The sequence below is a fragment of the Arthrobacter sp. Y3222053 genome, from assembly GCF_059092805.1.
Map to the genome: position 1 here is coordinate 150,171 of NZ_JBNHIA010000004.1, position 19,209 is coordinate 169,379.

Below are 19,209 nucleotides of genomic sequence, written 5' to 3' on the forward strand. Positions count from 1 at the left end.
GGCGGCGCTCTGCCCTGCCGCCCGCTGGTCCGGGTACCGGACGGGGCTGTCCTGCCTTCCCGCGTCCTGCCTTGCCGCCAGGTATCCGGCGTGGAAGCCCTCATCGTAGGCGCGTGCCGCGGTTGGCAGCGCTCCCGCGGTCCGGCGCCGTTCGCGCGACCGGCCGACGGCCATGCCCAGCGCGAAGACTCCGCCGAGCGCGGCAAGGAACAGGATGACCCCCATGTGACACTGCTCTCTCCAGGTGAACCGACGCCCCCCATCCTAGGGTCGGGTCCGCTCTGTGACGTCCCCGAGGCGCCCCGCCTGTGCACAACCACCCCACGACCGGCCCTTAAAAGCGAAAGGCTCCCGCTGCACGAAGCAGCAGGAGCCTTCCGGGAAAACCGTTATCCGGTATCCCTACAGATGCATCAAATTACTTGATGATCTTGGTGACACGGCCCGAACCAACGGTGCGGCCGCCTTCACGGATAGCGAAGCCCAGGCCCTCTTCCATGGCGATGGGCTGGATGAGCTCAACGGTCATCTCAGTGTTATCGCCCGGCATGACCATTTCAGTGCCCTCGGGGAGGGTGATGACGCCGGTCACGTCGGTGGTGCGGAAGTAGAACTGCGGGCGGTAGTTCGAGTAGAACGGGTTGTGGCGGCCGCCTTCATCCTTGGAGAGGATGTAGACGTTGGCCTCGAAGTTGGTGTGCGGGGTGATGGAACCCGGCTTCACCACAACCTGGCCACGCTCGACGTCTTCGCGCTTGATGCCGCGGAGCAGCAGGCCACAGTTCTCGCCGGCCCAGGCCTCGTCGAGCTGCTTGTGGAACATCTCGATACCGGTAACCGTGGTCTTCTGGACCGGACGGATGCCGACGATCTCGACCTCGGAGTTGATGGCCAGGGTACCGCGCTCGGCGCGGCCGGTGACGACGGTGCCACGACCGGTGATCGTGAAGACGTCCTCGATCGGCATCAGGAACGGCTTGTCCTTGTCGCGGACGGGGTCCGGCACGTTGTTGTCAACGGCTTCCATGAGCTCCTCGACGGAAGCAACCCACTTGGGGTCGCCTTCCAGAGCCTTCAGGCCGGAGACGCGCACGACGGGAGCGTTGTCGCCGTCGAAGTCCTGGGAGCTGAGCAGCTCACGGACTTCCATCTCCACGAGGTCGAGGAGTTCCTCGTCCTCAACCATGTCGGACTTGTTCAGTGCGACCAGCAGGTAGGGGACACCAACCTGGCGGGCCAGCAGAACGTGCTCACGGGTCTGAGCCATCGGGCCGTCGGTAGCGGCAACCACGAGGATCGCGCCGTCCATCTGGGCGGCACCGGTGATCATGTTCTTGATGTAGTCGGCGTGGCCGGGAGCATCAACGTGCGCGTAGTGGCGCTTCTCGGTCTGGTACTCGATGTGCGAGATGTTGATGGTAATGCCGCGCTGGCGCTCTTCCGGAGCGGAGTCGATGGCCGCGAAGTCGCGCTGCTCGTTCAGGTCGGGGTACTTGTCAGCAAGCACCTTGGAAATGGCAGCGGTCAGCGTCGTCTTGCCATGGTCAACGTGACCGATGGTGCCGATGTTGACGTGCGGCTTAGTCCGCTCGAACTTTGCCTTCGCCACGGGTTCCTCCTAGAAAGGTTAGAAGACTCGGTCTCCAGCCACGCTTTTCGCAGCTGAAACTGATGTAAGTCTACTCGGGGGCTGATGTTTATTTGAAATTGCCGGCTGCCAGCAGCCTGGCTGGGCCGCCTCAGTCTGGCTGTGCCGCCGGTCCCGGCCCGAAGGCCGGAACCGGCTGCACGCGGCGGCGGTCCGCGGGAACCGCCGCCGGGGTTTATTTACTCGCCGCGCGTCTTCTGGATGATCTCGTCGGCGACAGCCTTCGGGACCTCCGCGTAGGTGCTGAACTGCATCGAGTACACCGCACGGCCCTGGGTCTTGGACCGCAGGTCGCCGATGTAGCCGAACATGCCGGACAGCGGAACCAGCGCACGGATGACCTTCACGCCGGAAGCGTCCTCCATGGACTGCATCTGGCCACGGCGGGAGTTGATATCGCCGATGACCTCGCCCATGTACTCCTCGGGAGTGCGGACTTCGACATCCATCATGGGCTCAAGCAGCACGGGGCTGGCCATGCGGGCAGCTTCCTTGAAGGCCTGGCGGCCAGCGATCTTGAACGCCATTTCCGAGGAGTCGACGTCGTGGTAGGCGCCGTCAAGCAGCGTCGCCTTGATGCCGACCACCGGGTAGCCCGCGAGCACGCCGTCGGACAGCGCCGACTGGATGCCCTGATCCACCGAGGGGATGTACTCGCGCGGAACGCGGCCACCGGTGACCTTGTTCTCGAACTCGTAGAAGGTGCCCTCGGAGGTGTCCAGCGGCGCCAGTGCGATCTGCACCTTTGCGAACTGGCCGGAACCACCGGTCTGCTTCTTGTGGGTGTAGTCGTACTTGTCCACCGTGCGGCGGATGGTCTCGCGGTACGCGACCTGCGGCTTGCCCACGTTGGCTTCGACCTTGAACTCGCGGCGCATGCGGTCCACCAGGATGTCCAGGTGGAGCTCGCCCATGCCGGCGATGATGGTCTGGCCGGTGTCCTCGTCGAGTTCGACGGTGAACGTCGGGTCCTCTTCCGAGAGCTTCTGGATGGCCACGGAGAGCTTCTCCTGGTCACCCTTGGTCTTCGGCTCGATGGCCACGCGGATAACCGGCTCCGGGAAGCTCATCGACTCGAGGACGATGGGGTTCGCCGGATCGCACAGGGTGTCACCGGTGGTGGTGTCCTTCAGGCCGATCGCCGCGTAGATGTGACCGGTGGTGATTTCCTCCACCGGGTTCTCCTTGTTGGCGTGCATCTGGAAGAGCTTTCCGATGCGCTCCTTCTTCTGCTTGGTCGAGTTCATGACCTGGGCACCGGAAGCAGCCTTGCCGGAGTAGACGCGAATGTAGGTCAGACGCCCGAAGAACGGGTGGGTCACGACCTTGAACGCCAGCGCGGAGAACGGGGCATCGGCGTCGGCGCTGCGCTCGAGGATGACCTCTTCGTCGCGGACGTCGTGGCCCTTGATGTTCGGAACGTCGAGCGGGCTCGGCAGGTAGGCGACGACGGCGTCAAGCATCGGCTGCACGCCGCGGTTCTTGAACGCGGAGCCGCACAGCACCGGGTAGACCTCGGAGTTGACGGTCAGCTTGCGGATGCCGGCCTTCAGTTCCTCGAGGGTGAGCTCCTCACCCTCCAGGTACTTCTCCATCAGCTCTTCGCTGGCCTCGGCCACGGTCTCGACGAGCATGGCGCGGTACTCTTCGGCCTTTTCCTGCAGGTCTGCGGGAATCGGCTCGACTTCGTACTTTGCACCCATGGTGACGTCGCCCTTGGCGTCGCCGCGCCAGGTGAGCGCACGCATTTCGAGCAGGTCGACGACGCCCTCGAACTCGCTCTCGGAGCCGATCGGCAGCTGGAGGACCAGCGGCTTGGCACCCAGGCGGTTGATGATGGTGTCGACGGTGAAGTAGAAGTCAGCGCCCAGCTTGTCCATCTTGTTGACGAAGCAGATACGCGGGACGTTGTACTTGTCAGCCTGGCGCCACACAGTCTCGGACTGCGGCTCCACGCCTTCCTTGCCATCGAAGACCGCGACGGCGCCGTCGAGCACGCGCAGGGAGCGCTCGACCTCGACGGTGAAGTCGACGTGGCCCGGGGTATCGATGATGTTGATCTGGTTGTTATCCCAGTAGCAGGTGGTGGCTGCGGAGGTAATGGTGATACCCCGCTCCTGCTCCTGCGCCATCCAGTCCATCGTGGACGCACCGTCGTGGGTCTCACCGATCTTGTGGTTGACGCCCGTGTAGAACAGGATGCGCTCGGTAGTGGTGGTCTTGCCGGCATCGATGTGCGCCATGATGCCGATGTTGCGGACCTTGTTCAGGTCGGTAAGCACGTCCAGTGCCACGGTTTCTCCCTTTTTTGGTTGGCCTGCCGGGCGCTGATCCGGTTGTGGCCCTGCTGCCCGCCCGAGGCGGGAAGCAGGGCCATCCGAATCAAACGTCCACTGCCAGGCTTATTACCAGCGGTAGTGGGCGAAGGCCTTGTTGGACTCAGCCATCTTGTGGGTGTCCTCACGGCGCTTCACAGCAGCACCAAGACCGTTGGAGGCGTCGAGGATTTCGTTGCGCAGACGCTCGGTCATCGTCTTCTCGCGACGGGCCTTGGCGTAACCGACCAGCCAGCGCAGCGCCAGCGCGGTGGAGCGGCCCGGCTTGACCTCAACCGGAACCTGGTAGGTGGCGCCGCCGACGCGGCGGGACTTGACCTCAAGGCTCGGCTTGATGTTGTCCATGGCCTTCTTCAGGGCGGCAACCGGGTCCTGCCCGGTCTTCTCCTGGGCACCGGCGAGGGCACCGTAAACGATGCGCTCAGCGGTGGACTTCTTGCCGTCGACGAGCACCTTGTTGATCAGCTGAGTGACCAGCGGGGAGCCGTAAACGGGATCCTGTACGAGCGGCCGCTTGGGGGCCGGACCCTTGCGGGGCATATTACTTCTTCTCCATCTTCGCGCCGTAGCGGCTGCGAGCCTGCTTGCGGTTCTTCACACCCTGGGTGTCAAGGGCACCACGGACGATCTTGTAGCGGACACCGGGCAGGTCCTTCACACGGCCGCCGCGCACCAGCACGATGGAGTGTTCCTGCAGGTTGTGACCGACGCCGGGGATGTACGCGGTGACTTCCACGCCGCCGTTGAGGCGGACGCGGGCAACCTTGCGCAGCGCGGAGTTCGGCTTCTTGGGGGTGGTGGTGTAGACACGGGTGCAGACGCCACGGCGCATCGGGGAGCCCTTGAGCGCGGGAGCCTTGGTCTTTGCGACCTTGGGTGAGCGGCCCTTTCGGACCAGCTGCTGAATTGTAGGCACTGGTTAGTTCTCCGTTTTTTCTCGAGATAAATCTCTGCTTGCCCCGCCCCGCTGCCGGGCAACCGGGGAGGCGTTCCATTGCCGCATTGCCCCGAAAAGTTCCGGAACTCGCGCCGAAAGCGACCGTAGGCGTGCAAAAGTGTGGCATCCGTTGCGCAAGAACCCCGCAACCCGGAAACAGGCCCCGCCCATGAACCCGGAGGTTCCCAAGCGGCCTTCATCCACTGCCACACAAACAATTGGCTTTCAGTCTACCACGCATCCGCGCCGAGGGGTGGCCGGAAGATCAACGTCACGTTCCGCTCAGGATCGGGCCGCCAGCGCAGCGGTAATCTTAGCCGACGCCGCCTGCAGATGCGGCAGCACCCGGTCCGCCGCCTCGTCAAGGCCGGGGGCGCCGAGGCCCATGGTCGCCTGCATGGAGGTGTTCAGCGCCGCCACCACCGCTCCGGTGGGGCTGAAGATCGGCACCGCCACCGAGCGCAGCCCGATTTCCAGCTCTTGGTCCACGACGGCCCAGCCGCGCTCCCGCACCTTGGCGATCTCCTCGCGCAGCCGCTGCGGATCCGTGATGGTCCGCTCGGTCAGGGGCGCCAGCTCGACGTCGGCGATGTACCGTTCGAGCTTCTCCTCCGGCAGGCCGGCCAGCAGCACCCGGCCCATCGACGTGGCGTAGGCGGGGAACCGGGTGCCGACGGCGATGCCCACGGTCATCAGACGCCGGGTGTGGATCCGCGCCACGTAGACGATCTCGTTGCCGTCCAGGACGGAGGCGGACGTGGATTCGTGGATCTCCCGGGAGAGGTCCTCCAGCAGCGGCTGGGCCAGCTGCGGCAGGCTCTGCCCGGAAAGGTAGGCGTAGCCCAGCTGCAGAACCAGCGCGGTGAGCTCGAAGCTGCGCCCGTCGGTGCGGACGTAGCCGAGCTCGGTGAGGGTGAGCAGGAAGCGGCGGGCGGTGGCGCGGGTGAGGCCGGTCCGCCGGGCCACCTCGCTCAGGCTCATGCGCACGTGCTCGGCGTCGAACGCCCGGATCACGGCGAGCCCGCGGGCCAGCGACTGGACAAAGTGGTCGCTGGCGCCGACGGGAGCCGGCGCGCCCCCGGCCCCGGACCCGTCGGCTCCGTCCGCGATGATTTCCCGCACTGCTCTCCCTAGGTGATGTGCCCTGGCGGGCTAGCCTGCGGACGGCGGCAGCAGCGGCACGTCCATGCGCTCGGCGAGCTCTTCGAAGGACATGCCGTAGGTCTCCCGGACCCTGACGCCGTCAGCGGTGATGAGGAACACCGCCTCATTAGTGTAGACGCGCGTCACGCAGCCCAGTCCCGTCAGCGGATACGTGCACTCCGGAACCAGCTTGGCGGAGCCGTCCTTGGCGAACAGGGACATCATCACGTAGACCTCCTTGGCACCGGTGGCCAGGTCCATCGCTCCCCCGACGGCGGGAATCGCGTCGGGTGCGCCGGTGTGCCAGTTCGCCAGGTCGCCGGCGGCGGAGACCTGGAACGCGCCGAGGACGCAGACATCCAGGTGGCCGCCGCGCATGATGGCGAAGGAGTCGGCGTGGTGGAAGTAGGAGGCTCCCGGGTTTTCGGTAACGGGGATCTTGCCGGCGTTGATCAGGTCGCCGTCGATCTCCTCGCCGCGGGCCTCCCGGCCCATGCCGAGCATGCCGTTCTCGGTGTGCAGGGTGACGTTCTGCTCCGGCTGCAGGTAGTTCGAGACCAGGGTCGGCTGTCCGATCCCGAGGTTGACGAAGGAACCGGGAGCGATGTCCCGGGCCACCAGTTCGGCCAGTTCGTTGCGGCCGAGGCGTTCGCCTGCGGCGGTGCTGGTTTCAGTCACTGTCGGGGTTCCGTTTCCGTTGCTCATGCCGCTGCCGGCGCCTTTTCCGAGGCCACCTTCACGAGCGTGTTGACGTAGATGCCGGGGGTGGCCACCGTTTCGGGGTCGATGCCGCCGACCTCGACGATGTCCTTGACCTGCACGATGGCGTTCTTCGCCGCGGCGGCCATGATCGGCCCGAAGTTCCGGGCTGTCTTCCGGTAGAGCAGGTTGCCGGCGGTGTCGGCCTTCAGTGCCTTGACCAGGGCGAAGTCCGCGTGGAGCGGGGTTTCGAAGACGTAGCCGCGGCCGTCGATGATCCGGGTCTCCTTGCCCTCCGCCAGCGGGGTGCCGTAGGCGGTGGGGGTGAAGAAGCCGCCGATGCCGGCGCCTGCGGCGCGGATGCGCTCGGCCAGGTTGCCCTGGGGCACCAGTTCGAGCTCGATCTCGCCGGCGCGGAACTTCGCGTCGAAGATGTGCGAGTCGGACTGGCGGGGGAAGGAGCAGATGATCTTCTTCACCCGGCCGGCGCCGATGAGCGCTGCCAGTCCCTCCTCGCCGTTGCCGGCGTTGTTGTTCACGACCGTCAGGTCAGTGGCCCCCCGGCGCAGCAGCGCCTCGATGAGTTCCACCGGCTGGCCGGCCCGGCCGAAGCCGCCGATCATGACGGTGGCCCCGTCGTGGATGGATGCGACGGCTTCGTCGGCGTCCTGGACGATGTTCAGCACGTGATCTCTCCTACCGGGTCCGGGTGTTTTCGAGGACGACGGCCAGGCCCTGGCCGACGCCGATGCAGATGGCGGCCACGCCCCAGCGTTCGCCGGAGGCCTGCAGGCGGCGGGCGAGCGTGCCGAGGATGCGGGTGCCCGATGCGCCCAGGGGATGGCCGACGGCCACGGCGCCGCCCCAGGCGTTGACGATCCCAGGGTCGATGTCCCAGGCATCCAGGCAAGCCAGCGACTGGGCCGCGAAGGCCTCGTTCAGTTCGACGGCGCCGACGTCGCCCCAGCCGATGCCGGCGCGCTTCAGGGCGAGGTTGGCGGCTTCCACCGGGGCGTAGCCGAAGAACTGCGGTTCGTTGGCGGCCGCGCCGCGTCCGGCGATCCGCGCCAGCGGCGCCAGGCCCAGGAGCTCTTCGGCGGCTTCGCTGCCCAGCCAGGCGGCGGAGGCGCCGTCGTTCAGCGGTGATGCGTTGCCCGCCGTCACGGTGCCGCCGGAGGGGCCGTCCGCGACGGGGCGGAAGACTGTCTTCAGGGTGGCCAGCTTTTCCACGGTGGAACCGGGCCGGATGCTCTCGTCCCGGTCCAGGGCGACGCCCTCGACGGCGATCGTCAGGTCCGCGTAACGGCCATCGTCCCAGGCCTTGGCGGCCAGTTCGTGGGAGCGGGCGGCGAACTCGTCCTGCCGTTCACGGGTGATGCCGTGCCTCTCGCGCAGCTGCTCCGTGGCTTCACCGAGGGACACGGTCCACTCGGCGGGCATCTTGGGGTTGACCAGGCGCCAGCCCAGGGTGGTGGAGGCCAGGGTCTGGTCCCCGGCCGGGTAGGGCTTTTCGGTCTTGGGCAGCACCCAGGGGGCGCGGCTCATGGATTCGACGCCGCCGACCAGCATGAGGTCCGCCTCGCCGGTGTTGATCTGCCGGGAGGCGATGATCGCAGCGTCGAGGGAAGAGCCGCACAGGCGGTTGACCGTGGTGCCGGGCACCGAGACGGGCAGCCCGGCCAGCAGCGTCGCCATGCGCGCGACGTTGCGGTTCTCCTCGCCGGCGCCGTTGGCGTTGCCGAAGATCACTTCGTCAACGCGTTCGGGATCGAGCCCGGGGGCCCGCTGGACGCTGGCCCGCACCACCTGGGCGGCGAGGTCGTCGGGTCGCACGGAGGCGAGGGCGCCGCCGAAGCGGCCGAAGGGCGTGCGCACCGCGTCGTAGATGTAGGCCTGGTTCACCTTGCTCCTTACAGGATTGCTGCGCCTGCCGGCGCACTGAATGTCGGGGGTCGGAGTCGGGACGGGAGTTCAGCCCGCCGGGCGGCTGTCGGCTGCGTCGGCCTCGGCGTCGATCTCGGCGAAAACCCGCTGGGCGGTCTTGAACGCCGAGTTGGCCGAGGGCACTGAGCAGTAGATGGCCGACTGCAGCAGGACTTCCTTGATCTCGTCCCGGCTCAGGCCGTTGCGCAGCGCCGCGCGGACGTGCATCGCCAGTTCCTCGAGGTGCCCGTGGGCGATGAGGGCGGTCAGCGTGATCGCGCTGCGCATGGTGCGCGGCAGTCCCGGGCGGGTCCAGATGGTTCCCCACGCATACCGGGTGATCATGTCCTGGAAGTCCTCGGTGAAGGCGTCCTTGCCGGCGTTGGCGCGGTCCACGTGCGCGTCGCCGAGCACCTCGCGGCGCACGGCCATGCCCTCGTCGTAGACCTGCTGCTGGCTCTTGGAGGCGTCGGGCTGGGTGGTCACGGTCGTGCGGTCCCTTCGGTCGCGGTGAAGAAGTCGGTAAGCAGCCGGGCCGCCTCGGCGGGCTTCTCGGCCGGCACAAGGTGCGCGGCGTCGGCGACGACGACGGCGCGCCCGTCAGCCACGCCGTCGGCGATGAACGACGAGGAGGACGGCGGGGTGGCCTGGTCCTCGGCGCCGGCCAGGGCGAGCACGGGCACGGTGATCTGTGGCAGCCGTTCCCGGACGTCGTAGTCCGCCAGCGCTTCGCAGCAGAAGGCGTAGGAGAAGCGGTCGGCGTCCTGCAGGCTGTGCAGCAGGCGGGCCGAGGCCTCGGGCTCCCGCTCAATGAATCCGGGGGCGAACCAGCGCTGCGCCGAGCCGACCAGCACCGCCGGGGTGCCCTGGCCGCTGACGGTGGCCGCGCGCTCCCGCCAGGCCTCCGGCTCGCCGATCTTCGCGCCGGAGCAGATGATCGCCAGGGAGTCGAAGAGGCCGGGGTGGTCCACGCCCAGCTGCAGGCCGGTTGCCCCGCCGATCGAGACCCCGGCGTAATGCAGGGGAACGTCGGCCGCGATGTCGCCGGCCTCACGGGCGGCGCGGACGAAGCCGGCGACGGCGTCGGCCAGCTCGGCCATGGTAAAGCCCTCGGCGGCCGCCGGAGCGGCGCCGTGGCCGGGCAGGTCCCAGCCGATGACGGTGAAGCCGGCCAGACCGGCGGCCGCACGGGACCAGAGGGCCGCGGCGGAGGTGCCCAGCGACGGTCCGGCGATGACGACGGGGGCGGCCGGGCCGGCGTCGGCGAGCCGGGTGGCCTTGATCTGGGGCACGCTCATGCGTGGTCCTTCCTTCCGGGGTAGGCGGTCACGATGCTCTCGATCAGGGCATGCGCTTCCCCTGTGTAGTTGGCCGGGTCCAGTGCGCTTTCGAGCTCATCGTCGGAGAGCACGTCGGCGGGCACTGCCTTGCGCAGCAGCTGCGCGAAGGCGCCCTCGCCGGCCAGGGAGCGGTTCACCGCGTCCTGGATGAGGGCCTTGCCGCGGCCCGGCGTGCCGTCGTCGAGCAGCGGAGCGACGGTGAGCATCAGTTTCTCGCTGACGACCAGCGGGCCGGCCGCGGCGAGGTTGGAGGCGATCCGGGCGCGGTCCACTTCGAGTCCCTCGGCCAGCTCGGCCAGCTTGGCGGCCGCTCCCCCGGCCAGGCGCAGGAGGGAGCGCAGCGCCTGCCACTCCACGTGCCAGGATCCGGAGGGGCGTTCGTCGTCGGCTGCGGCGGCGGCCAGCTGCAGCTGGGCGCCGTACCCGGGGGCGGCCAGCGCCGCGCTGCGGATCAGCACGGACAGCACCGGGTTCTGTTTCTGCGGCATGGCGGAGCTGCCGCCGCGTCCGGCGGCGCGCGGCTCCGACACCTCCCCCACCTCGGGTCGGCTGAGCAGCAGGACGTCGTTGGCGATGCGGCCGGCCGCTGCCAGCAGCTCCTGCAGGGCCCCGCCCAGGCGGGTGACGGGCAGCCGGTTGGTCTGCCAGGGGGCGGCCGGGGCGGCGAGGCCGAGCCGGGACGCCAGGTCGGCGGCCAACTCGACCGGCCCGGGGACCGGCCGGCCGTTCCCTGCGGCGGCGTCGACCGTGCTGCGCAGGGCGGCCATGGTGCCGGAGGCACCGCCCCACTGCAGCGGCAGTTCCGCGCGTGCGGCGGCAAGCGCTTCGGCGGCCTGGCCGAGCCCGTGCAGCCACTGCGCGGCCTTGAGCCCGAAAGTGGAGGGCAGCGAGTGCTGTGTCAGGGTGCGGGCGACACTGAGCGTGGCGGCATGTTCCCGTGCCAGAGCGGCGAGGGCGTCGGCGGCCCGGGCGACGTCGGACTGCAGCGCGTCCAGGGCCTGCGCCGACATCACCATCAGGGCGGTGTCGAGGATGTCCTGGCTGGTGGCCGCCCGGTGCACGGCTGCCGCGGCCGCCGGGGCCTCGCGCCGCAGCATGGCACGCAGGTCCGCCAGCATCGGGATCACCGGGTTGCCGCCGCCCTGGGCGCGGGCCGCGATGTCGGCGACATCGTAGCTTTCGGCCCGGAAGGCGTCGGCGGCCTGCTCCGGTATCCCGGAGTCGATCAGGCCCGCCGAGGCCAGGACCTGCAGCCAGGTGCGCTCGACGTCGAGCATCGCCTGCAGGACCCGGACGTCGGACGTCAGGGCGGCCGCCTCGGTTCCGGCCCAGGCCGGGGACAGCAATCCGTGGTCTGCGCTCTCGGCGGGCGCCATGGTCAGGCTCCCGGGTAGGCCAGGAAGACGGTCTCGTTCTCCCCCTGGAGGAAGATGTCGAACCGCAGGCCGCCGTCGGCTTCACGGGTGGCGATCAGGGTACGGCGGCGTTCCTCGGGCAGCGAGGACAGCAGCGGGTCGGCGGCCAGGGCGGCCTCGTCCTCGGGCAGGTAGATGCGCGTGTGCAGCTTGTTGAGCAGGCCGCGGGCAAAGACGAGCAGCGAGATGAACGGGGCGGCGCCCTCGCGGACCGGGCCCGGATTCACCGTGGTGAAGGTGTAGTTTCCGGTGTTGTCCACCGGAACCCGGCCCCAGCCGGTGAAGGTGTAGCCGTCGCGGACCAGCGAACCGGTGCGCTGCGGAATGTTGCCCTCGGCGTCCGGCTGCCAGATTTCCAGCAGGGCGTCGGGGACGACCTCGCCGGCGCCGTCGCGGACGGTGCCCTGGAGACGGATGGCGCCGGGCAGGCCGGGAGCGAGCAGCTCACCGCCCTTGTCGAAGGGCAGCGCATATCCGTAGAAGGGGCCGATCGTCTGGCCCGGGGTGGCCACGAGTTTTTCGCTCATTACTCTGCGTCCTCTTCTTCCATCCAGGTGCGGTTGCTGCCGGTGAGCACGATGTCCCAGTTGTAGCCGGTGGCCCACTCATGCGAAGTGATGTTGTGGTCGTAGGTGGCCACGAGGCGGTCGCGCGCCTTCTGATCGGTAATCGACTGGTAGATGGGGTCCAGGGCGAAGAGCGGATCGCCCGGGAAATACATCTGGGTGATCATGCGCTGGGTGAAGTCGGTGCCGAACAGCGAGAAATGGATGTGCGCCGGGCGCCAGGCGTTGTAGTGGTTCTTCCACGGGTAGGGCCCGGGCTTGATCGTGGTGAACTCGTAGGAGCCGTCCGCACCGGTGATGGCGCGGCCCACGCCGGTGAAGTTCGGATCGATCGGAGCCGGGTGCTGGTCGCGCTTGTGGATGTAGCGGCCGGCGGAGTTGGCCTGCCAGACCTCGATCAGCTGGCCGCTGACCGGGCGGCCGTCGCCGTCGAGCACCCGCCCGCGCACGATGATGCGCTCGCCCAGCGGTTCGCCGTTGTGCTGGATGGTGAGGTCCGCTTCCAGCGGATGCACGTCCTGGTGCCCGAAGGCCGGAGACCACAGCTCGATGGTCTCGGGGTCGGTGTGGTGCGGGTCCTTGGTGGGGTGGCGCAGGATGGAGCTGCGGTACGGCCGGAAGTCCAGCCGCGGCTGGGTCTCCTCCGCCGCGCCGTCCTCCACGCCCTTGCGGTAGGCGGAGTGCAGCTGGCCGATCTCGGCGGAAATCTCGTCCTGGGAGGCCTGGGCCGAGTCCGGTCCCTCCACGACGTGGCTGTTCCGGAACAGGTCATCGGCCATCTCGCCGCTGACGTCCATGGGGTCGTTCTCCATGGTGGTGCTTCCTTTCCTCTTCGGACGCTTCGTCGCGTCCTGCCGGGTTCCAGGCGGGTTCCCTAACAGTACACCCGCGTTCACTTTGAGTACAGATGTTCACTAAGCGAACATCGAAGGTTACAAGGCTGCTGTGCCGCGCCGGTCAGGCGTGCGGCCAGCCGGTGTAGGCCTCCGCGAGGTAAGCCTGTCCGTGCCGGGAGGCGACTACGCCGCTCAGCTCGCCGAGGGCGCGGCGGCGCTCGAAGGCGGAGGCGTCGGGGCGGGTGTGGAGCATGGAGGTCATCCAGTAGGAGAAGTTCTGGGCGCGCCACACGCGCTGCAGGGCCTTGTCGCTGTAGCCCTCCAGCAGGTCCCGGGAACCGGAGGCGTAGAAGGACTCGATCGCTTGGAAGAGCACGGACACGTCGGCCAGGGCGAGGTTCAGGCCCTTGGCGCCGGTGGGCGGCACGGTGTGCCCGGCGTCGCCGGCCAGGAACATGTTGCCGTAGCACATCGGCTCACAGACGTAGCTGCGGAACCTGAGCACGGTCTTGTCGAAGATCGGGCCGCGCTTGAGCTCGAAGCCGTCCGGTCCGTCGACCCGGCGCTGCAGCTCATCCCAGATCCGGTCCTCGCTCCAGTCGTCCGGATTCTCGTTCGGATCGGACTGGAAGTACATCCGCTGGACCGTGTCGCTGCGCTGGCTGATCAGCGCGAAGCCATGGTCGGAGTTGGCGTAGATCAGCTCGGGGGCGCTCGGCGGAGCTTCGGTCAGGATGCCGAACCAGGCGAACGGGTATTCGATGAAGTGGTCGTTGCGCAGATCGGCGGGAATCGAGCGGCGGCAGATGCCCTGCGACCCGTCGGCGCCGACGAGGATGTCGCAGTGGACCTCGTAGTCCGCGCCGTCGGCGTCGGTGAAGCGGATCTTCGGGCGGTCCGTGGCCTGGTCCAGCACCTCCGTGCCGGTGACGGCGTACCGCACGTCGCCGCCGTCGCGCTCCCGGGCCGCGGCAAGGTCGACGAAGACCTCGTTCTGCGGGTACAGCCAGACCGACTCGCCCACCAGCTCCTGGAAGTCCACGCGGTGGCTTTCACCGCTGAAGCGCAGGTCGATGCCGTCGTGCCGGTACCCGTCCCGGAGCACGCGGTCACTGACGCCACCCTCGGTGAGCATGCGGACCGAGCCGTGCTCGAGGATGCCGGCGCGGTGGGTGGTGCGGATGGTCTCATGATCGCGCTTTTCGACGACGATGCTCTCGATGCCGGCCCGGCCGAGCAGGTGGGAGAGCATGAGGCCGGCGGGGCCGCCGCCCACGATGCCGACTTTGGTCCTGAGGACGGTGCGCTTCTCGCCCATGCGGGAACTCCTTGAAAGAGGGGAAAGGTCTGCCTCCAGTGTGATGGGCTGCACAGCCGCATACACAGGCGGTTCTCATTCATTGAGATGACGCACGCCTCATGACGACGGCTGAGGCGAGGAGGCGGCCTGCCCGGCATGGTGGGGCCCCGCCGCACCGGTGTGCACCCCCAGGGCGCGGGAAATGCCCCGTGCGGCGGTCATGAGTGCCGGAACCGTGGCGGCGATGTTCTCGCGCCCGGTCGGCACCACCACCCCAAGCGCCGCCGCTGCGCTCCCCTGGCGCCCAAAGACCGGAACCGCGATTCCCGTGGTCTCGGCGATCACCGTCCCGGGCAGGGCTGCAAAGCCGCTGCGCCGGATCTCGCCCCACTGCCGCCGCAGGTCCTCGGCTGCGGGGAACGGGTCGGGCTGCTCCGTGCTGCGCTCCAGGTAGGCTTCCTGGACATGGCGGGGCGAATGGGCCATCAGGACCATGCCCGAGGATGAGATGTGCACCGGCAGGCGGCCGGCCACCTTCGCCTGGTTGAGCACCGACCCGCGGCTGGAGAGCCGCTCGATGAACAGCACCTCGCCGTCCTGCAGCACCGACAGCTGGGTGTGCTGGCGCACCACCGCCTGGATGTCCTCCATGAAGGGCTGTGCCACCTGCTTCAGGTCCGCGGCGGCGGAGCTGCGGTTGGCCAGTTCCCAGAGCCGCAGGCCCAGGCGCACCTGCCCGTCCGCGTCGCGCTGCAGCAGCTGGTGGCCGGTGAGTTCGCGGACGAGCCGATGCGCCGTGGACAGCGGCAGGCCGGCGCGGCGGGCCAGGGCGGCCACCGGCAGGGCGGGGTGGCCGGCGTCGAAGGCGCTGATGATCCGGACGATCCGGGTGGTCATTGACTCCCCGGATGGTGAATTGGCCATGCCGATAAGTCTTTCACAACGGCCGAAGGGCCCCGCTCCCCCGGTGCGGGGAGGCGGGGCCCTTCGGACCTGCGGGGTTTAGCGGAACTCGCTGCCCATGTCGTAGTCATCCAGCGGGATGGCGTGGAACTCGGGGCTGAGGCCGCCGTCGACTCCGGCGTAGTCGAAGTCGCTGAAGGCGCTCGGGCCGGTGAACAGGCTGGCCTTCGCTTCCTCGGTCGGCTCGACCGTGACCTCGGTGTACCGCGGCAGGCCGGTGCCGGCCGGGATCAGCTTGCCGATGATCACGTTCTCCTTCAGGCCCAGCAGCGGGTCGGACTTGCCTTCCATCGCTGCCTGGGTGAGGACCCGGGTGGTCTCCTGGAAGGAGGCCGCGGAGAGCCAGGACTCGGTGGCCAGCGAGGCCTTGGTGATGCCCATGAGCTCGGGACGGCCGGAAGCCGGCCGCAGGCCCTCGGACACCACGCGGCGGTTCTCGCTCTCGAACCGGCGGCGCTCGGCGAGCTCGCCCGGAAGCAGCTCGGAGTCACCGGACTCGATCACGGTCACGCGGCGCAGCATCTGCCGGACAATGACCTCCACGTGCTTGTCGTGGATGCCGACGCCCTGGCTGCGGTACACGCGCTGGACCTCGTCCACCAGGAACTCCTGGGCCTTGCGCGGGCCGAGGATGCGCAGGATCTGCTTCGGATCCACCGCACCGGTGACCAGCTGCTGGCCGACCTCGACGTGGTCGCCGTCGGCGACCAGGAGGCGGGCACGGCGCAGGACCGGGTAGGCGATCTCCTCGGAGCCGTCATCGGGAGTGATGATGACGCGCAGCTGGCGGTCGGTCTCCTCGATGGTGACCCGTCCGGCGACCTCCGAAATCGGAGCCACACCCTTCGGGGTACGGGCTTCGAAGAGCTCCTGGATACGGGGCAGACCCTGGGTGATGTCTTCCGCGGAGGCGATGCCGCCCGTGTGGAAGGTACGCATGGTCAGCTGGGTACCGGGCTCGCCGATGGACTGCGCGGCGATGATGCCCACGGCTTCACCGATGTCCACCGTCTTGCCGGTGGCCAGCGAACGGCCGTAGCACAGCGCGCAGGTTCCGACGGCGGACTCGCAGGTCAGCACGGAGCGGATCTTGATGTCGGTGATGCCGGCCTCGAACAGCTTGCCGATCAGCACGTCTCCGACATCGTCGCCCGCCTTGGCCAGCACGGTGCCCGAGGCGTCGACGACGTCGGCCGCCAGCGTCCGGGCGTAGGCCGAGTTCTCGACCTCTTCGTGCAGCTGCAGCTCGCCGTTGGCGTCCGGCACCGCGATGGTGACGTTCAGGCCGCGCTCGGTACCGCAGTCCTCTTCACGGACGATGACGTCCTGGGACACGTCCACCAGACGACGGGTCAGGTAACCCGAGTTGGCGGTACGCAGAGCGGTATCGGCCAGGCCCTTGCGGGCACCGTGGGTGGCGATGAAGTACTCCAGCACCGACAGGCCCTCACGGTAGGAGGACTTGATCGGACGCGGGATGATCTCGCCCTTCGGGTTGGCCACCAGGCCGCGGATACCGGCGATCTGCCGGACCTGCAGCCAGTTGCCTCGTGCACCGGAGGAGACCATGCGGTTGATGTTGTTGCCCGTGGGCATGTTGGCGCGCATGGCCGCGGCAACCTCGTTGGTCGCCTTGTTCCAGATGTCGATGAGCTCCTGGCGGCGCTCGTCTTCAGCGATCAGGCCCTTGCCGTACTGGCTCTCCACCTTCGCGGCCTGCGTCTCGTAGCCGGCCATGATGGCGGGCTTGTCGATCGGGGCGGCGATATCGGAGATGGCCACGGTCACGCCGGAGCGGGTGGCCCAGTAGAAGCCGGCGTCCTTCAGGTTGTCCAGCGTTGCCGCGGTGACGACCTTCGGGTAGCGCTCGGCCAGGTCGTTGACGATCGCGGAGAGCTGGCCCTTGTCGGCAACCTTCTCCACCCACGGGTAGTCCACGGGCAGGGTCTGGTTGAAGATGACCTGCCCGAGGGAGGTCTCGATCAGCGCCGGCTCACCCTCGGTCCACCCCTCCGGAGCGGGCTGGTCCGCGCTGGGCACGAAGCCTTCGATCCGCATCTTCACGACGGCGTTCAGGTCCAGCTCGCCCAGGTCGAAGGCCATCATGGCCTCGGCCGGGGAGGTGAAGACGCGGCCTTCGCCGGCTGCACCCTCGCGCTTGGTGGTGAGGTGGTGCAGGCCGATGATCATGTCCTGCGAGGGCAGGGTCACCGGACGGCCGTCCGAGGGCTTCAGGATGTTGTTCGAGGACAGCATCAGGATGCGGGCCTCGGCCTGGGCCTCGGGGCTCAGCGGCAGGTGCACGGCCATCTGGTCACCGTCGAAGTCGGCGTTGAACGCGCCGCAGACGAGCGGGTGCAGCTGGAGGGCCTTGCCTTCGACCAGCTGCGGCTCGAACGCCTGGATGCCCAGGCGGTGCAGGGTGGGTGCACGGTTGAGCAGCACCGGGTGTTCGGTGATGATCTCTTCCAGCACGTCCCAGACCTGCGGGCGGAAACGCTCGACCATGCGCTTGGCGCTCTTGATGTTCTGGGCGTGGTTGAGGTCAACCAGGCGCTTCATCACGAACGGCTTGAACAGCTCCAGCGCCATCTGCTTCGGCAGGCCGCACTGGTGCAGCTTCAGCTGCGGGCCGACGACGATGACCGAACGGCCCGAGTAGTCGACGCGCTTGCCCAGCAGGTTCTGGCGGAAGCGGCCCTGCTTGCCCTTGAGCATGTCGGACAGCGACTTCAGCGGACGGTTGCCCGGCCCGGTGACCGGGCGGCCGCGGCGGCCGTTGTCGAACAGCGAGTCAACGGCTTCCTGCAGCATGCGCTTTTCGTTGTTCACGATGATCTCGGGGGCACCGAGATCCAGCAGGCGCTTCAGGCGGTTGTTGCGGTTGATGACGCGGCGGTACAGGTCGTTCAGGTCGGAGGTCGCGAAGCGGCCGCCGTCGAGCTGGACCATCGGGCGCAGTTCCGGCGGGATCACCGGAACGGCGTCGAGCACCATGCCCAGCGGGCTGTTGGTGGTGGTCAGGAACGCGTTGACGACCTTCAGGCGCTTCAGCGCGCGGGTCTTGCGCTGGCCCTTGCCGTTCTGGATGATCTCGCGCAGCGAGTCGGCCTCTGCCTGCAGGTCGAAGTCCTCCAGGCGCTTCTTGATGGCCTCGGCGCCCATTGCACCGTCGAAGTACAGGCCGTAGCGGTCCCGCAGTTCGCGGTACAGGCCCTCATCGCCCTCGAGGTCGCCGACCTTGAGGTTCTTGAAGCGGTCCCAGACCTGCTCGAGGCGCTCGATGTTGGCGTCGGCGTCGCGGCGGACCTTGGCCATCTGGCGGTCGGCGGAGTCGCGGGCCTTCTTCTTGTCGGCGGCCTTGGCGCCTTCGCCCTCGAGGCGGGCAAGCTCGTCCTCGAGGTCGCGGGCGATCGCGGCGATGTCGGCGTCGCGCTGGTCCACCAGCTGCTTGCGCTCCAGGTCGTGCTCGGCCTGCAGGTTCGGCAGCTCGGCGTGGCGGTTCTCCTCGTCGACGCCGGTGATCATGTAGGCCGCGAAGTAGATGACCTTCTCCAGGTCCTTCGGGGCCAGGTCCAGCAGGTAGCCCAGGCGCGACGGCACGCCCTTGAAGTACCAGATGTGCGTGACGGGAGCAGCGAGCTCGATGTGGCCCATCCGCTCGCGGCGGACCTTGGCACGGGTGACCTCGACGCCGCAGCGCTCACAGATGATGCCCTTGAAGCGGACACGCTTGTACTTGCCGCAGTAGCATTCCCAGTCGCGGGAGGGGCCGAAGATCTTTTCGCAGAAAAGACCGTCCTTCTCCGGCTTCAGGGTGCGGTAGTTGATGGTCTCGGGCTTCTTCACCTCGCCGTAAGACCAGTTGCGGATTTCGTCCGCAGTGGCCAGGCCGATGCGCATGAGGCCGAACGTGGAATCGTTGGACATGGGTCCCTGTTCTCTCTTGTTCTCTAAATCTGAATGTCTCGGGTGCGGAAGAGGTTTCGGGCGGCCCCTGCGGGGCTTGGAACGGCGGCAACGACATTTCCGCGCTCGCAGAGCTCGCGGGAAATATTAAAGCCGCCTTCCTCCAAGCCCCTTCGGGGCCGGTGGCAGGCCCG

General features: G+C 68.1%; 16 protein-coding genes. All 16 read right to left on the reverse strand.

Features of this window, described 5'->3' with window-relative positions:
- Positions 1-418: 418 nt before the first annotated feature.
- The 16 genes from tuf to AC5RUW_RS12100 all read right to left on the reverse strand — a co-directional run bounded on the left by tuf (position 419) and on the right by AC5RUW_RS12100 (position 19,036).
- Positions 419-1,609 (reverse strand): elongation factor Tu, encoded by a 1,191-nt coding sequence (gene tuf / locus AC5RUW_RS12025; protein ID WP_494005616.1) that lies wholly within the window; start codon positions 1,607-1,609, stop codon positions 419-421.
- A gap of 218 nt (positions 1,610-1,827) precedes the next feature.
- Complete coding sequence (gene fusA / locus AC5RUW_RS12030) at positions 1,828-3,942, reverse strand: elongation factor G (RefSeq protein ID WP_494005617.1); 2,115 nt, start codon at positions 3,940-3,942, stop codon at positions 1,828-1,830.
- A 111-nt stretch (positions 3,943-4,053) separates the two neighbouring features.
- Positions 4,054-4,524, reverse strand: a complete 471-nt coding sequence (gene rpsG / locus AC5RUW_RS12035) for a 30S ribosomal protein S7 (protein WP_494005618.1) — start codon at positions 4,522-4,524, stop codon at positions 4,054-4,056.
- A 1-nt stretch (position 4,525) separates the two neighbouring features.
- On the reverse strand, positions 4,526-4,900 hold the full coding sequence (rpsL, locus tag AC5RUW_RS12040; protein ID WP_494005619.1) for a 30S ribosomal protein S12: 375 nt from the start codon (positions 4,898-4,900) through the stop codon (positions 4,526-4,528).
- Positions 4,901-5,203: 303 nt separating this feature from the next.
- Positions 5,204-6,034 carry an IclR family transcriptional regulator domain-containing protein gene (locus AC5RUW_RS12045; protein WP_494161064.1) on the reverse strand — a complete coding sequence of 277 codons (831 nt, stop codon included), beginning with the start codon at positions 6,032-6,034 and terminating at the stop codon, positions 5,204-5,206.
- Between the two features lie 39 nt (positions 6,035-6,073).
- Positions 6,074-6,769, reverse strand: a complete 696-nt coding sequence (locus AC5RUW_RS12050) for a 3-oxoacid CoA-transferase subunit B (protein WP_494160915.1) — start codon at positions 6,767-6,769, stop codon at positions 6,074-6,076.
- Positions 6,766-7,449, reverse strand: a complete 684-nt coding sequence (locus AC5RUW_RS12055; protein ID WP_494160916.1) for a 3-oxoacid CoA-transferase subunit A — start codon at positions 7,447-7,449, stop codon at positions 6,766-6,768. The genes AC5RUW_RS12050 and AC5RUW_RS12055 overlap by 4 nt, the downstream gene beginning before the upstream one ends.
- A 10-nt stretch (positions 7,450-7,459) precedes the next feature.
- Positions 7,460-8,665, reverse strand: coding sequence for a thiolase family protein (locus AC5RUW_RS12060; protein WP_494160917.1), 1,206 nt, complete (start codon positions 8,663-8,665; stop codon positions 7,460-7,462).
- A 69-nt stretch (positions 8,666-8,734) separates the two neighbouring features.
- Positions 8,735-9,172, reverse strand: coding sequence for a 4-carboxymuconolactone decarboxylase (gene pcaC / locus AC5RUW_RS12065; protein WP_494160918.1), 438 nt, complete (start codon positions 9,170-9,172; stop codon positions 8,735-8,737).
- Positions 9,169-9,984: an alpha/beta fold hydrolase gene (locus AC5RUW_RS12070; protein WP_494160919.1), complete on the reverse strand. Its 816-nt coding sequence runs from the start codon at positions 9,982-9,984 to the stop codon at positions 9,169-9,171. Before AC5RUW_RS12070 ends, pcaC begins: the two co-directional genes overlap by 4 nt.
- Complete coding sequence (locus AC5RUW_RS12075) at positions 9,981-11,402, reverse strand: lyase family protein (protein WP_494160920.1); 1,422 nt, start codon at positions 11,400-11,402, stop codon at positions 9,981-9,983. The genes AC5RUW_RS12070 and AC5RUW_RS12075 overlap by 4 nt, the downstream gene beginning before the upstream one ends.
- Positions 11,403-11,404: 2 nt before the next feature.
- Positions 11,405-11,968, reverse strand: a complete 564-nt coding sequence (gene pcaG / locus AC5RUW_RS12080; protein ID WP_494160921.1) for a protocatechuate 3,4-dioxygenase subunit alpha — start codon at positions 11,966-11,968, stop codon at positions 11,405-11,407.
- Positions 11,968-12,786, reverse strand: coding sequence for a protocatechuate 3,4-dioxygenase subunit beta (gene pcaH / locus AC5RUW_RS12085; protein ID WP_494006606.1), 819 nt, complete (start codon positions 12,784-12,786; stop codon positions 11,968-11,970). The genes pcaG and pcaH overlap by 1 nt, the downstream gene beginning before the upstream one ends.
- A 178-nt stretch (positions 12,787-12,964) precedes the next feature.
- Positions 12,965-14,161: a 4-hydroxybenzoate 3-monooxygenase gene (locus tag AC5RUW_RS12090; RefSeq protein ID WP_494160922.1), complete on the reverse strand. Its 1,197-nt coding sequence runs from the start codon at positions 14,159-14,161 to the stop codon at positions 12,965-12,967.
- Between the two features lie 99 nt (positions 14,162-14,260).
- Positions 14,261-15,067, reverse strand: coding sequence for an IclR family transcriptional regulator (locus AC5RUW_RS12095; protein ID WP_494160923.1), 807 nt, complete (start codon positions 15,065-15,067; stop codon positions 14,261-14,263).
- 78 nt (positions 15,068-15,145) lie between these two features.
- Positions 15,146-19,036: a DNA-directed RNA polymerase subunit beta' gene (locus AC5RUW_RS12100; RefSeq protein WP_494005628.1), complete on the reverse strand. Its 3,891-nt coding sequence runs from the start codon at positions 19,034-19,036 to the stop codon at positions 15,146-15,148.
- Between the last annotated feature and the right edge of the window lie 173 nt (positions 19,037-19,209).